Origin of the sequence: Pseudomonas sp. NPDC008258 (assembly GCF_042956345.1) — a bacterium.
Taxonomy (GTDB): domain Bacteria; phylum Pseudomonadota; class Gammaproteobacteria; order Pseudomonadales; family Pseudomonadaceae; genus Aquipseudomonas.
Map to the genome: position 1 here is coordinate 1 of NZ_JBIBGE010000004.1, position 14437 is coordinate 14437.

A 14437-nucleotide genomic window follows, 5' to 3' on the forward strand; every position below is an offset into this window, starting at 1 on the left:
AAGAACGCCGGTTTGTTGATGTGTTTGCTCGCACGAACATCATCCATCAAACCGGCGTTCTTGTTTCTGTCTTTCCCGGGATTCCGTGAAGAACCTTTTTTATGGGTGCTTGTTTTGAGATTGGGCTTTGGCTGACACGTGTTCGCCGCCTTCACGCAACCGGAAGCCAGACCCTCACTGCCTCATCCCCAACTCAGCATCATCCATCAGCGCCTTGGCCATTGAACTCAGGTAATGCGCAGCCCAGAGCATCATCGGTTTCTCATCCATCAACCCGGTAATGGTCAGTTCGCGCACATAGCCCATCAACTCCGAAGATTGCTCGCGGGCATCCCTGCACGGGATACCCGGCTCGATGCGAAACAGCGGATGGGTGCCGTTTTCGCCTTGGTAGAAAGTGGTCTTGCCGACGGTGAACTGGGTGTCTTCTGTTGTCATTGTTCAATCCCCTGAAATTCTCGGCTGCCTGGGCCGGCCCTTTCGCGGGCACGCCCGCTCCCACAGGTACTGTGCAAGTCTTGAAGACTGTGGTGATCCTATGGGAGCGGGCGTGCCCGCGAAGGGGCCGGCCCTCACAACACATTAATCAGCTTTAGTGCGAAGTCCTGGACTCGCTGGGCATCTGCACCTGAACCAGTGCCGACTCCAACAAAGCCCGCAGCGCCTCCAGCTCATGCATCGAGGTCATCATCAGGATCGAAGCCGGCGACCTGGGCTGCAGCAGCATGGCGTGATGCACAACGGTCGCGGCACACAGCGCGTAATCCGTGGCCTGGATCAGCGTGTCTTCAAGGAAATGCGCGTCATGGGGTGGATCGGGGACTATCTTCAGCATTGGATTTTTCTCGGTAAGGGCCACCACCTTCTGCTGTCAAACAAGAGGGTGGCAGCTGTGCATGGGTTGACAGACCGGCAGAAAAAACCAAAAACCCGGCGCACACGAAGTGCCCCATACACAGCCGCCATAAAGACGAAGGCCATGAGAATTTTCTGGACGGCCTGTCAAAGCCGGTCACTGATTTGGCAGCGACCACCCGAGACTAGGGCCCTACCCAGAACACCGCAATGGCTTGGAGGGGGCTGGGAGTATGTTTGGGAAATGGACTACATGGAATAGGCAAAAACCTAAGAAACTGCCTGGGTGCTGACTAGAGTACGGTAGGCTGACAGGTGTTCGCCTTAGGGTTTGCAGCGCCTGTGTCGAAAACATGGCGGCCCTCACACCACCTGAAGCCGCCCGCGCGGCGCGAGGCGGCTCCACTGACAGGCATCAAGCCATTGCGATTGCAACCAGAGCAAACACCATCATCAACTGAAGCCCAATACCGGGCAGCATCCACAGCCAGTTGACCAGCGTTAGGCCGTTGTTGGATTGCCCCGACACATCGCCCGCACTAAGGTTGATGCCGTTCTGCATCGCGATAAAGAGCATTACCCACGCAGCCTGAAACACGAACGACGCCAACAGGACAGCTACCGGTCGCCCTTCAAGCATCACGTTGACGGCGACTCCGGCCACGGCCAAGACGTACTGCGTAAGCGTTAATCCGAGAATGGACCACTCAATGGACTTTCCCGACTCACGAATACAGTCGTTCACCCGCCTCAACAGTGGGTAGATGAAGAGAAACGCGAAAAAGCAACGCCAGAAAGGACTAACCTCCTCACCGGTCCTGGCTTTGTGCAGTTTCCAGTTTTGATAAAAGCAATAAAGCCAGTACATGCCAAAGGTAAAGAACCCCATGACAGCGACCTTGCCCGGTGAAACCACGAAGAAAGGCGGTTGTTCAGCTTTAGTATCAGCCATGCCGCCATTTGCAAAATCACTCATATGAAATGTTTCCCCTCTGGATACGTGAACGCGCATTCAAAGCCATGCGGCACTCCATGCGCAGCAGTCCGGCGCCAGCTGACTGTGTGAGAAACATCGCTTCAGCTTGTAAGATGAACTGACGCTATTAGTGTCAGAGTATATGGCCGCGCACGCACGGCGGGATTGTAGGTATCTGCCGCACATATTACAGCGCTCAGCAGACTACGCGCGACACGAACAAAAGTCACCTCTACAGCATACTCACAAAAATATCTATCATATGTTCCACCGCGCTTAGTCAGAAATTTCCGATTGACATTCCGCAACAATATTGAGAAAGCGAGTCATTGACCTTCAGCGCTGCGCACATTTTCATAACCACTCTCAAAGAGTGATTGCCATGCGCTGGAAGAACTTGATCATCAACGGTAGAGAACATTGCATGGCGCACTTGCGACCTGCCACCCATTCATTCAAAACTGTCTCACGCGTAATAAGTGTGGATTTCATATTTGGATTCCACTGTTTCACCGACAACAAGGGCGAAGGCCCGCTACTCACCCATCCGCGATCAAACGAGCAGCGCAATTTCAGCCAGAGACGCTACGAGTGCTCAAAACAGCTGCCAGAATTCATTGCTCAGCGATTCATCGATGCCAAGGTCCGAGCCCATTTCGCTGGCAGAAATAATCGCCGTTACTTTTGCCTGGACACTTTTGATTACGCGATATTTTTCGAAATACGCAAATTGACGGAGGCAAAAGACAACCTCAGAGTGAATATAATATCAGCCTATGAAGTAGATTCATGGGGACGAGCAAGCATGCCTAAAGGCCAACTTCTGAATGTTCGTTATGTACTAGAAAAGCGCAATGATGGATTGATAATCTAATGACCGATTACCTTCCTAAAACCCCCAAAAACAAAAAGCCCCGAAACATTCGTTTCGGGGCTTTTTGCTATATCAGAATATCGGCCTTGCCTTTCCAATCCCGCTCACTGGCTGGGAGAAATCAGTATCAGCTGATTCCCGGCATTGCTACCCCCTGATCCAGGGTTCCGGTCTGTAGCAACGCCGTAATGCTATCCAAGCGGAGGCTGGACGTCAAAGGGATGAACACTCGAATATGTTTCTGTCTGTTCCGTAATATCAACTGGATCAATCATGGTAGTCACCTCCACTTGGTGATACCTACACTCGCAGCATCCCGCCTCAGGACCGCCCCCATGCCCGAGACCCTGCTCTGCCCCCGCAACCTGGCCTTCGAGCTCTACGAAGTCCTCGACGCCGAAGCCCTCACCCAGCGCCCGCGCTTCACCGAGCACAGCCGGGAAACCTTCGATGCCGCCCTGACTACAGCCCGCACCATCGCCGAAAAGCTCTTCGCCCCACACAACCGCAAGGCCGACGAAAACGAGCCTCGCTACGTGGACGGCCGCGCCGAACTGATCCCCGAGGTAAAACCCGCGGTCGAAGCCTTCCTTGAAGCCGGCTTCCTCAACGCCAACCGGGATTTCGAGGTCGGTGGCATGCAACTGCCCAGCCTGGTCTCCCAGGCTTGCTTCGCCCACTTCCAGGCCGCCAACGCCGGCACCACGGCCTACCCGTTCCTGACCATGGGCGCGGCCAATTTGATCGAAAGCTTCGGCACAGAGGAACAGAAGCGCCTGTTCCTGAAGCCGATGATTGAGGGCCGCTACTTCGGCACCATGGCCCTGACCGAACCCCACGCCGGTTCGTCACTGGCCGATATCCGCACCCGTGCCGAACCTTCAAGCGACGGCAGCTACCGGCTCAAGGGCAACAAGATCTTCATCTCCGGCGGCGACCACGAACTGTCGGAAAACATCGTGCACATGGTGCTGGCCAAGCTGCCCGATGCCCCGCCCGGGGTGAAAGGCATCTCGCTGTTCATCGTGCCCAAGTACCACGTCAACCCGGACGGCAGCCGTGGCCCGCGCAACGATGTGCTGCTGGCCGGGCTGTTCCACAAGATGGGCTGGCGCGGCACCACCTCCACTGCACTGAACTTCGGCGACAATGGCGGGTGCGTCGGCTACCTGGTCGGCCAGCCTCATCAAGGCCTGGCCTGCATGTTCCAGATGATGAACGAGGCGCGCATCGGCGTCGGTATGGGGGCAGTGATGCTCGGTTACGCCGGTTACCTGTATTCGCTGGAATACGCCCGCCAGCGCCCGCAGGGCCGGCTGCCAGACAACAAGGACCCGCACAGCCCGGCGGTGCCGATCATCGAACACAGCGATGTGAAGCGCATGCTGCTGGCACAGAAGGCTTACGTTGAAGGTGCCTTCGACTTGGGCCTTTACGCCGCACGCCTGTTCGACGATACCCAGACCGCCAGTGACGAAAGCACCCGCAAGCAGGCTCAGGAACTGCTCGACCTGCTGACCCCTATCGTCAAATCCTGGCCCTCGGCCTTCTGCCTCAAGGCCAACGAGCTGGCCATCCAGATTCTCGGTGGCCACGGCTACACCCGCGAATACCCGGTAGAACAGTACTACCGCGACAACCGCCTGAACCCGATCCACGAGGGCACCGAAGGCATCCAGTCGCTCGACTTGCTTGGGCGAAAACTGGCGCAGAACAACGGCGCCGGCCTCAAGCAGCTGATCCGCCTGTTCGCCAGCACAGGCGAACGCGCTAGCCATCACCCGAACCTCGACCCGCTGCGCCAACCGCTGGAACAGCTGGTCAACCGCCTGCAAACCGTGACCCTCGCCCTGCTCGGCGACCTGACCCAGGGCAAAGTCGCGGGCACCCTGGCCAATTCGGCCCTGTACCTCAAGGCCTTCGGCCACTGCGTGATCGGCTGGCGTTGGCTGGAACAGGCCATTCACGCCGAACTCGGCCTGCTCAAGGGCAACACCGCCGACCGCGATTTCTACCTGGGCAAGCTGCAGGCCGCGCGTTATTTCCTGACCTGGGAAGTACCGGGCTGCCATAATGAGCTGGCATTGCTAGAGGCGCGCGACGACACTTGCCTCACCATGCAGGACGAGTGGTTCTAAGGGGGAGCCACCGTTTACACGGAGGCTTCCACATGTTCGATACCAGCGCCCTGCTGCGCCAGCGCTTTGCCGCGCTGCGCAGCACGGCCGAGTTGTTTTCCCTGCGCCATGTGAAACAGTCGCACCAGGCGCTGTCGGTTCGCCGCAACGTTGCCGAGCCACCCTTCTTCAGCCAGGACGAAGGCGCCATGCTCACGGTGCGGGTCAACGGTGTGGAGGCTTACGCAGCCACCGCCGACCTGTCCCAGGGCGGCCTGCAACGCGCGCTGGAACAAGCCGAGGCCCTGGCCCGGCAGATCGCCCCGCACAGCCTGCTCGACCTGCGCGACCAGCCCGTGACCACTGCCCGTCACGACCATGTTTCGCCCAACGTCGACCAACCCGTGCCCTCCCTCGCCGACTGCCTTGGCCTGCTTGCCGCCGAATCGGCCAGCGTGCCCAAGGACAACCGCCTGGTGGACTGGCAAGCCAGCCTGGGCCTGACGCTGGTAGAACAAACCTACCTGAACTCGGCAGGTGCCGAGCTGCGCCACGCCCAGCGCTTCCTGTTCCCGGGCCTGGGCGTGACCGCCAGCGACGGCCAGGACAGCCAGAGCCGCAGCCTGGGCCGCGACAACTTCGGCCAGCAGGGCGGCTTCGAGATCATCGAGCGCTGCGGGCTGGTGGGCGCCGCCCGGCAGGTCGCCGACGAGGCCCTGCAACTGCTGCTTGCCCCCAACACCCCAAGCGGCCAGCGCGACCTGCTGTTGATGCCTGACCAGATGATGCTGCAGATCCACGAATCCATCGGCCACCCGCTGGAAATGGACCGCATCCTCGGTGACGAGCGCAACTACGCCGGCACCAGCTTCGTAAAGGCCAGCGACTTCGGCCACCTGCAATACGGCTCCAGCCTGCTGAACGTGACGTTCGACCCGACCATCGGCGAAGAGCTGGCCAGCTACAGCTTTGACGACGACGGCACCCCGGCCAGCAAGCAGTTCCTGATCCGCGGCGGCTTGCTGCTGCGCCCACTGGGCGGCGCACTTTCGCAGTTCCGATCCGGCCTGGACGGTGTGGCCAACAGCCGCGCCTGCGGCTGGAACCGTGCGCCGATCGACCGCATGGCCAACCTGAACATCGAGCCGGGTGACCAGAGCCTTGAGCAACTGGTGAAAGGCATCGAGCATGGCATCCTGATGCGCACCAACCGCTCCTGGTCCATCGACGATGCACGCAACAAGTTCCAGTTCGGCTGCGAGTGGGGCCAACTGATCGAAAACGGCGAACTCACGGGCATCGTCAAGAACCCCAACTATCGCGGCATCTCCGCACAGTTCTGGCGCAACCTGTCGGCAGTCGGCGACCGCAGCACCTTCCAGGTATTGGGCACGCCCAACTGTGGCAAGGGCGAACCTAACCAGGTGGTGCGGGTCGGGCATGCCTCGCCGGCCTGCGTATTCCGCCAGATCGACGTATTCGGGGGGGACGCCTGATGAAACACACGTTTGAAGCGTTGGTCGGGGATGTGCGCGCCGCCCTGCACGCAGGCGAGCAGTTCACCCTGGGCTACAGCGCCGAACAGTCGCAATTTGTGCGTTTCAACCATGCCAAGGTGCGCCAGGCCGGTGAAGTGAGCCAGGCCAGCGCACAGTTGCGGCTGGTCCGCGATGGGCGCCAGGCGCAGCAGCAGGTGACCTTGAGTGGTGACGTGCAACTGGACCGCCAGCGCCTTGCCGATGCCCTGGCGCAACTGCGCCAGACCCTGCCGCTGTTGGCTGTCGACCCTTACCTGCGCCTGGACGAAAGCGCCTGGCACAGCCACAGCTTGCAGGAACACCCCCTGCCCGAGCTGAGCGACGTGCTGGCCCTGCTCGACCGCGAAGCCGGCGCGCTGGACCTGGTCGGTATCTACGCTGGCGGGCCGATCTGCCGGGGCTTTGCCAGCTCGTTCGGCGCCTTTGGCTGGCACCAGGCCAACAGCTTCAACTTCGACTGGAGCCTGTTCCATGAAAATGGCCAAGCGGTAAAAGCCAACTATGCCGGCCAGATGTGGAACACCGACGACTTCACGGCACGCCTGCGCCAGGCGCGGGAACAGCTGGGCTTTCTCGGTCACCCGGTGGTCACCCTCAAGCCTGGCAGCTACCGCGCCTACCTGGCCCCGGCAGCCATGGATGAAATCGCCGGCATGCTGTGTTGGGGCGGTTTTTCCGCGCAGGCCCTGGCCACCGGCAACAGCGCCTTGCAGCGTTTGTACAACGGCGATGCCCGGCTAAGCCCACTGGTGAGTTTCACCGAGCAGGTCAGCGGTTCGCTTAGCCCGGCGTTTTCCGATGAGGGTGCACCGCGCCTGGATGTGCCCTTGATCCAGCAAGGCGAGGCGCTGCAGCGGCTGATCAGTGCCCGCAGTGCAGCCGAGTTCGCGTTGATGGCCAATGGTGCCGACAGCTACGAATCGCCGTGTGCACTGAGCCTGGCGCCGGGTAACCTGGCCAGCGAGCAGGTCCTTGAGCGGCTGGGCACCGGGCTGTACATCAGCAACCTGTGGTACCTGAACTACTCGGACCTGCCGGCAGCGCGCATGACCGGGCTGACCCGGTTCGCCACCTTCTGGGTGGAAAACGGGCAGATCCAGGGGCCGGTGAACACCATGCGCTTCGATGACAGCCTGTACAGCTTGCTCGGCAGCCAGCTGGAGGACCTGACCCATGAGCGCGAGATGATCTTGTCGACCAGCACCTATGGACAGCGCAGTACCGGGTCGAGTCATTTGCCGGGGGCGCTGGTCAAAGGCCTGACCCTGACACTGTGATAGGCATCACCGGCCTCTTCGCGGGCACGCCCGCTCCCACAGGGAACGCGTAACCTTGTGGGAGCGGGCGTGCCCGCGAAAGGGCCGGCACTGACAAACGAGGAAGTCATGCCCGAACGCACCCCGCTGGACCCCGTCACCGCCCGCTGGATCCCCTGGGTGGTGGCCATCGCCTTCTTCATGCAGTCCCTGGACGGCACCATCCTCAACACCGCGCTGCCGGCCATGGCCCGTTCGCTGGCCGAAGACCCGCTGCGCATGCAGGGCGTGATCATCGCCTACATGCTCACCGTGGCCCTGCTGATTCCCGCCTCGGGCTGGATCGCCGACCGCTTCGGCACCAAGCGCATCTTCTTCAGCGCCATCCTGCTGTTCAGCTTTGGCTCGTTGCTGTGCGCTGCCGCCAATAGCCTGGGTTTTCTGATCTTCGCCCGGGTCGTGCAGGGCCTGGGCGGTGCCTTGATGCTGCCGGTCGGGCGGCTGGTGGTGCTGCGCGCCTACCCGCGCAGCGAACTGGTGCGAATCATGAGCTTCATCACCATCCCCGGCCTGCTCGGCCCGCTGCTTGGCCCGACGGTGGGGGGCTGGCTGGTGGAAATCCTCAGCTGGCACTGGATCTTCCTGCTCAACCTGCCCGTCGGCCTGATCGGCTGCCTTGCCGTCTGGAAGTTCATTCCGGACTTGCGCGGCGCCGAGCGCACCACGTTCGACGGGCCCGGCTTCCTGCTGTTTGGCGCTGCGATGGTACTGATCACCATCGCCATGGAGGGCCTGGGCGAGTTGCACCTGCCGCACCTGCGGGTGATGTTGCTGCTGTTCGCCGGCATGGCCTGCCTGGCCGCCTACTGGCTGCGTGCCGGCCGTGACCCGGAGCCGCTGTTCTCGCCCAGCCTGTTCCGTGTGCGCACCTTCGCCATCGGCATCCTCGGCAACCTGTTCGCCCGTTTGGGTAGCGGTGCCCTGCCGTTCCTGGTGCCGTTGCTGTTGCAAGTCGCACTGGGCTACTCACCGGCCCAGGCTGGCATGAGCATGATCCCGCTGGCAGCGGCGGCCATGCTGGCCAAGTCTGTCGCCCGGCCACTGATCGAGCGCTACGGTTACCGCATCATCCTCACCGGCAATACCTTGCTGCTGGGCTTGCTACTGGCCAGCCTCGGCCTGGTCGATGAGCAGACGCCCTACCCTGTACTGCTGATCCAGCTGGGCTTGCTGGGCGCGGTCAACTCGATGCAGTTCACCGCGATGAACACCGTGACCCTGATCGACCTCGATGACGCCAGCGCCAGCAGCGGCAACAGCCTGCTGTCGGTGGTCGCGCAACTGGCCCTGAGCCTGGGCGTGGCTTGTGCCGGTGCACTACTCGGTGGCTTCACCGCTGCCGGCAGTGCTGAAGGCGTGGAATCTACCTTGGGTGCCTTCCAGCTGACCTTCGTCACCATCGGCGTGATGGCCATGTTGGCGGCGGCGATCTTCCTGCAACTGGCGCCGACGGACGGAAGGCGTGCCCGTCGTCCGGAAGAGCACGTAGAGTCTTAGGGCGAATGGCCATGAGGCTGGTAGACTGTGCGGCATTTTTAGCTTCGCACCGCAGGCCCGCCTCGTGACCACCGAATCCACCGCCTTTGCCACCTTGCCGCTGTCCACTGCCATGCTGGCCAACCTGGACGCCCTCGGCTACGCCTCGATGACGCCGATCCAGGCGCAGAGCCTGCCAGTCATCCTCAAGGGGCAGGACCTGATCGCCCAGGCCAAGACCGGCAGCGGCAAGACTGCCGCCTTCGGCATCGGCCTGCTGAACCCGATCAACCCGCGCTACTTCGGCTGCCAGGCGCTGGTACTGTGCCCTACCCGTGAACTTGCCGACCAGGTGGCCAAGGAGCTGCGCCGTCTGGCCCGCGCCGAGGACAATATCAAGATCCTCACCTTGTGCGGCGGCGTTTCGCTGGGCCCGCAGATCGCTTCGCTGGAGCACGGCGCGCACATCATCGTCGGCACCCCGGGGCGCATCCAGCAGCACCTGGACAAGGGCACGCTGGTGCTCGATGGCCTGAACACGCTGGTGCTGGACGAAGCCGACCGCATGCTCGACATGGGCTTCTTCGACGCCATTGCCAGCATCATCGGCAAGACCCCGTCGCGTCGCCAGACCTTGCTGTTCTCGGCCACCTACCCGGCCGGCATCAAGCAACTGGCCGCCGACTTCATGCGTAACCCGCAGCAGGTGAAGGTCGAGAGCCTGCACACCGACAACCAGATCGAACAGCGCTTCATCGAGATCGATCCGCAGCAGCGCCTGGAAGCCGTCACCCGCGTGCTCGGCCACTACCGCCCGGTGTCGTGCGTGGCGTTCTGCTTTACCAAGCAGCAGTGCGAGGACGTGGTTGCCCACCTGACCGCCAAGGGTATCGTTGCCCAGGCCCTGCACGGCGACCTGGAACAGCGTGACCGCGACCAGGTGCTGACCATGTTCGCCAACCGCAGCAGCTCGGTGCTGGTAGCCACCGACGTGGCCGCGCGCGGGTTGGACATCGATGGCCTGGACATGGTCATCAACGTGGAGCTGGCGCGTGATGCGGAAATCCACGTACACCGCGTGGGGCGTACTGGCCGGGCTGGCGAGAAAGGTATTGCGGTCAGCCTGGTAGCACCGGCCGAAGGCCACCGCGCCCAGGCCATCGAAGACTTGCAGAAAAGCCCGCTGCGTTGGGACTCGCTGGACAGCCTCAAGAACAAAGGTGGCGAGCCGCTGCTGCCGGTAATGAGCACCCTGTGCATCGCTGCCGGGCGCAAGGACAAACTGCGCCCGGGTGACATTCTTGGCGCACTGACCGGTGACGCCGGCATCCCGGGCAAGCAGGTTGGCAAAATTGCCATCTTCGACTTCCAGGCGTTTGTTGCCGTGGAGCGGGCACTGGCCAAGCAGGCCATGCAGCGGCTGAACAGCGGCAAGATCAAGGGCCGCGCCCTGAAAGTCCGCATCGTCTGACATTTTTTGGGGCTGCTTTGCAGCCCATCGCAGGCAAGCCAGCTCCCACAGGATCACCACAAGCCTTCAGGCTTGTGCAGTACCTGTGGGAGCTGGCTTGCCTGCGATGGGCCGCAAAGCGGCCCCGGCTATCCATGAGGTAACACCGTGCACTCCACCGAAGTGATCATCCTCGGCGCCGGCGCCGCCGGCCTGATGTGCGCCCAGCTCAGCGCCCGACGCGGCCGCCGGGTGCTGCTGCTCGACCACGCCAACAAGCCGGGCAAGAAGATCCTCATGTCTGGCGGCGGGCGCTGCAACTTCACCAACATGTATACCGAGCCGGCCAACTTCCTGTCGCAGAACGCGCACTTCTGCAAGTCGGCCCTGGCCCGCTACACCCAATGGGACTTCATCGAACTGGTGTGCAAGCATGGCGTTGCGTACCACGAGAAGAAGCTCGGCCAGCTGTTCTGCGACAACAAGGCCAGTGACATCCTCGACATGCTGCTGGCCGAGTGCGACGAGGCCGGCGCCGAAATCCGCATGCACACCAGCATCGAACAGATCGAAAAGACCGAAACCGGCTACCTGCTGCAGACCAGCGGTGGCCAGTTCGCCTGCCAGTCACTGGTGATCGCAACCGGCGGTCTTTCGATCCCGACCCTGGGTGCCACCGGCTTCGGCTACCAGGTGGCGCGCCAGTTTGGCCACACCCTGCTACCGACCCGCGCCGGGTTGGTGCCGTTCACCATCACCGAGCCCCAACTCAAGGCACTGTGCACCGAGTTGTCCGGCACCTCGCTGGACTGCACCGCCAGCTGCAATGGCACCAGCTTCCGCGAGAACCTGCTGTTCACCCACCGCGGCCTGAGCGGCCCGGCGATCTTGCAGATTTCCTCGTTCTGGGAAGCCGGTGACACGGTGGTAATCAACCTGCTGCCCGACCGCGATGCGCTGACCTGGTTGCAACAGATGCAGAGCGAGCGCGCCAATGCCGAGCTGAAGACCGTGCTGGGCGAGGTGTTCACCCGCAAGCTGGCCAACCTGCTGGCCGAACAGTGGTTCGAGTCCAGACCGATGAAACAGTACACCCCGCCAGAGCTGGCACAGATCGCTGAAAAACTGGCGAACTGGCAAGTGGTACCGGCCGGCACCGAAGGCTACCGCACCGCCGAAGTCACCCTGGGCGGCGTGGATACGCGCGAAGTGTCGTCCAAGACCATGGAGTCGCTGAAAAGCCCCGGGCTGTACTTCATCGGCGAAGTGCTCGACGTTACCGGCCACCTGGGCGGCTTCAACTTCCAGTGGGCCTGGGCATCGGCCAACGCCGCAGCGCAGTTCGTGTAGAGTAGAATCCATTCAGCAGCACGGAACGCTTCTTGCTGGCCCGTGCCCAGTGCCGGAATCTGGGCCGCTTCGCGCCCCTTCGCGGGCATGCCCGCTCCCACAGGGTTTTGTGTAGTACCTGTGGGAGCGGGCGCGCCCGCGAAGGGCCGCAAAGCGGCCCCAGTAACCGGTTCTGAAAGGTATTCCTCTGATCACTGCCTAGCAGGCCATCATGTCATCGAGCTCGTTCCGTCAGTCACTGCGTCGCCTGTGGGGCCAAGACAAGTTCAGCTACAGCATCCGGGTCACCATCGCCCTCACCGGCAGCCTGGCCCTGTGCTGGTACCAGAACGAGATGGCCCTGCTGATCCCCCTGTTCCTCGGCATCATCGCCAGCGCCCTGGCCGAAACCGACGACAGCTGGCAGGGCCGCCTCAGCGCCCTGGCCGTTACCCTGGTATGTTTTGCCATCGCCGCGCTGGCGGTGGAGCTGCTGTTCCCCTACCCCTGGATATTCGTCGTTGCGCTGGCCTTGGCCGCATTCGGCCTGACCATGCTCGGTGCCCTGGGCGAGCGCTATGGGGCAATTGCCTCGGCAACACTGATCACGGCGGTTTACACCATGATCGGGGTGGACCAGCGCGGCGGCGAGGTGACGGACTTCTGGCACGAGCCGTTGCTGCTGGTGGCGGGCGCGGCCTGGTACGGGCTGCTGTCGGTGCTGTGGCAAGCGCTGTTTTCCAACCAGCCGGTGCAGCAAAGCCTGGCCAAGCTGTTCTTCGAACTGGGCAGCTACCTCAAGCTCAAGGCGAGCCTGTTCGAGCCCATCCGCACCCTCGACGTCGAAGCCCGGCGCCTGGAACTGGCTCAGCAGAACGGCAAGGTGGTGGCGGCGCTCAACGCGGCCAAGGAAATCATCCTGCACCGCGTGGGCAACAGCCAGCCGAACTCCAAAGTCAGCCGTTACCTGAAGCTGTACTTCCTGGCCCAGGACATTCACGAGCGGGTCAGTGCCTCGCACTACCCTTACAACGCCCTGACCGATGCATTTTTCCACAGCGACGTGATGTTTCGCTGCCAGCGCCTGCTGCGCAAGCAGGGTTCGTCCTGCCAGGAGCTGGCACGCTCGATCCGCCTGCGCCAGCCGTTCGTGCTGGCCAGCGGTTATCCCGAAGCCCTTGAAGACCTCAACGCCTCGCTGGAGCACCTGCGCATCCAGAGCAACCCGGCATGGCGTGGCCTGTTGCGCTCGCTGCGGGCGCTGGCGGCCAACCTGGCCACCCTGGACCGCCTGCTGAGTGCCGCCAGCAACCCGGACAGCCTGGCCGATGCCAGCGACAGCAGCCTGCTCGACCGCTCGCCACGCTCGCTGAAAGACGTGTGGACACGCCTGCGCACCCAGCTTACGCCGACCTCGCTGTTGTTCCGCCATGCCCTGCGCCTGCCGCTGGCGCTGTCGATCGGCTACGGCATGGTGCACTTGATCCACCCGACCCAAGGCTACTGGATCATCCTCACCACGCTGTTCGTGTGCCAGCCCAACTACGGTGCTACCCGGCGCAAACTGGTGCAGCGGATCTTTGGCACCGCGGTTGGCCTGACGGTGGGTTGGGCATTGTTCGACCTGTTCCCCAACCCGGTTATCCAGTCGCTGTTCGCCGTGGTCGCCGGGGTGGTGTTCTTCGTCAACCGGACCACCCGCTACGCCTTGGCTACAGCTGCCATTACCCTGATGGTGCTGTTCTGCTTCAACCAGATCGGCGATGGCTATGGGCTGTTCCTGCCGCGCCTGTTCGATACCCTGGTGGGCAGCCTGATCGCCATCCTGGCGGTATTCCTGTTCCTGCCTGACTGGCAAGGGCGGCGGCTGAACAAGGCGCTGGCCAATACCCTGGCCTGTGCCAGTGTGTACCTGCGCCAGATCATGCAGCAGTATGCCCATGGCAAGCGCGACGACCTGGCCTACCGCCTGGCCCGGCGCAATGCCCACAACGCCGATGCTGCGCTATCCACCACCTTGGCCAACATGCTGATGGAGCCAGGGCATTTCCGTAAAGAGGCGGATGTGGGCTTCCGCTTCCTGGTGCTGTCGCACACCTTGCTCAGCTACCTCTCGGGGTTGGGCGCGCACCGCGATACAGCCTTGCCGGCGGAGGTGCAGGAGCAGTTGATTGAAGGTGCGGGGCAAAGCCTGGCCAGTAGCCTGGACGAGATTGCCAACGGGCTCGCGGCGCGGCTGCCGGTGGCCATTCACAGTGATGCCGAAGAGGCGCTGGCCAATGCCCTGGAGCAGATGCCGGATGAACTGGATGAGCACCAGCGGCTGGTGCAGACGCAGTTGGCATTGATCTGCCGGCAGTTGGGGCCGTTGCGGACCTTGGCAGCGCACCTGATCAAGGAAGGTTCCCCGGCCTGAGCCTTGTGTTGCCTGTAGCGGCCCTTTCGCGGGCACGCCCGCTCCCACAGAGACGGCGCAGGTCTCGAGGTGTGTATGAATCCTGTGGGA

Annotated in this window: 11 protein-coding genes; 8 read left to right on the plus strand and 3 right to left on the minus strand. The window is 62.3% G+C overall.

Annotated features, from left to right (window positions below; genetic code table 11):
- Positions 1 to 174: 174 nt before the first annotated feature.
- The 3 genes from ACFY9W_RS04120 to ACFY9W_RS04130 all read right to left on the minus strand — a co-directional run bounded on the left by ACFY9W_RS04120 (position 175) and on the right by ACFY9W_RS04130 (position 1831).
- Positions 175 to 438 (minus strand): DUF3077 domain-containing protein, encoded by a 264-nt coding sequence (locus ACFY9W_RS04120; protein WP_391126156.1) that lies wholly within the window; start codon positions 436 to 438, stop codon positions 175 to 177.
- 154 nt (positions 439 to 592) lie between these two features.
- The gene (locus ACFY9W_RS04125; protein WP_391126159.1) at positions 593 to 835 is read right to left on the minus strand and encodes a hypothetical protein; all 243 of its coding nucleotides are present in this window, start codon (positions 833 to 835) and stop codon (positions 593 to 595) included.
- 435 nt (positions 836 to 1270) lie between these two features.
- Positions 1271 to 1831: a hypothetical protein gene (locus ACFY9W_RS04130; protein ID WP_391126162.1), complete on the minus strand. Its 561-nt coding sequence runs from the start codon at positions 1829 to 1831 to the stop codon at positions 1271 to 1273.
- A 382-nt stretch (positions 1832 to 2213) separates the two neighbouring features.
- On the opposite strand from ACFY9W_RS04130, the gene ACFY9W_RS04135 reads away from it, so the two are divergent.
- The 8 genes from ACFY9W_RS04135 (at position 2214) to yccS (ending at position 14347) form a co-directional block, all read left to right on the plus strand.
- Complete coding sequence (locus tag ACFY9W_RS04135) at positions 2214 to 2705, plus strand: hypothetical protein (protein WP_391126165.1); 492 nt, start codon at positions 2214 to 2216, stop codon at positions 2703 to 2705.
- A 335-nt stretch (positions 2706 to 3040) separates the two neighbouring features.
- Positions 3041 to 4843, plus strand: a complete 1803-nt coding sequence (locus tag ACFY9W_RS04140) for an acyl-CoA dehydrogenase C-terminal domain-containing protein (protein ID WP_391126168.1) — start codon at positions 3041 to 3043, stop codon at positions 4841 to 4843.
- A gap of 32 nt (positions 4844 to 4875) precedes the next feature.
- Positions 4876 to 6318: a metallopeptidase TldD-related protein gene (locus tag ACFY9W_RS04145; RefSeq protein ID WP_391126171.1), complete on the plus strand. Its 1443-nt coding sequence runs from the start codon at positions 4876 to 4878 to the stop codon at positions 6316 to 6318.
- A complete protein-coding gene (locus tag ACFY9W_RS04150; RefSeq protein WP_391126173.1) occupies positions 6318 to 7637 on the plus strand; it encodes a metallopeptidase TldD-related protein in 1320 nt (439 codons plus the stop codon). The genes ACFY9W_RS04145 and ACFY9W_RS04150 overlap by 1 nt, the downstream gene beginning before the upstream one ends.
- Positions 7638 to 7745: 108 nt before the next feature.
- Positions 7746 to 9173 (plus strand): multidrug transporter subunit MdtD, encoded by a 1428-nt coding sequence (mdtD, locus tag ACFY9W_RS04155; RefSeq protein WP_391126176.1) that lies wholly within the window; start codon positions 7746 to 7748, stop codon positions 9171 to 9173.
- A gap of 112 nt (positions 9174 to 9285) precedes the next feature.
- Positions 9286 to 10623 carry an ATP-dependent RNA helicase DbpA gene (gene dbpA / locus ACFY9W_RS04160; RefSeq protein WP_391126650.1) on the plus strand — a complete coding sequence of 446 codons (1338 nt, stop codon included), beginning with the start codon at positions 9286 to 9288 and terminating at the stop codon, positions 10621 to 10623.
- 147 nt (positions 10624 to 10770) lie between these two features.
- Positions 10771 to 11952 carry an aminoacetone oxidase family FAD-binding enzyme gene (locus tag ACFY9W_RS04165; protein ID WP_391126179.1) on the plus strand — a complete coding sequence of 394 codons (1182 nt, stop codon included), beginning with the start codon at positions 10771 to 10773 and terminating at the stop codon, positions 11950 to 11952.
- A gap of 211 nt (positions 11953 to 12163) precedes the next feature.
- Positions 12164 to 14347 carry a YccS family putative transporter gene (gene yccS / locus ACFY9W_RS04170; RefSeq protein WP_391126182.1) on the plus strand — a complete coding sequence of 728 codons (2184 nt, stop codon included), beginning with the start codon at positions 12164 to 12166 and terminating at the stop codon, positions 14345 to 14347.
- Positions 14348 to 14437: the final 90 nt, after the last annotated feature.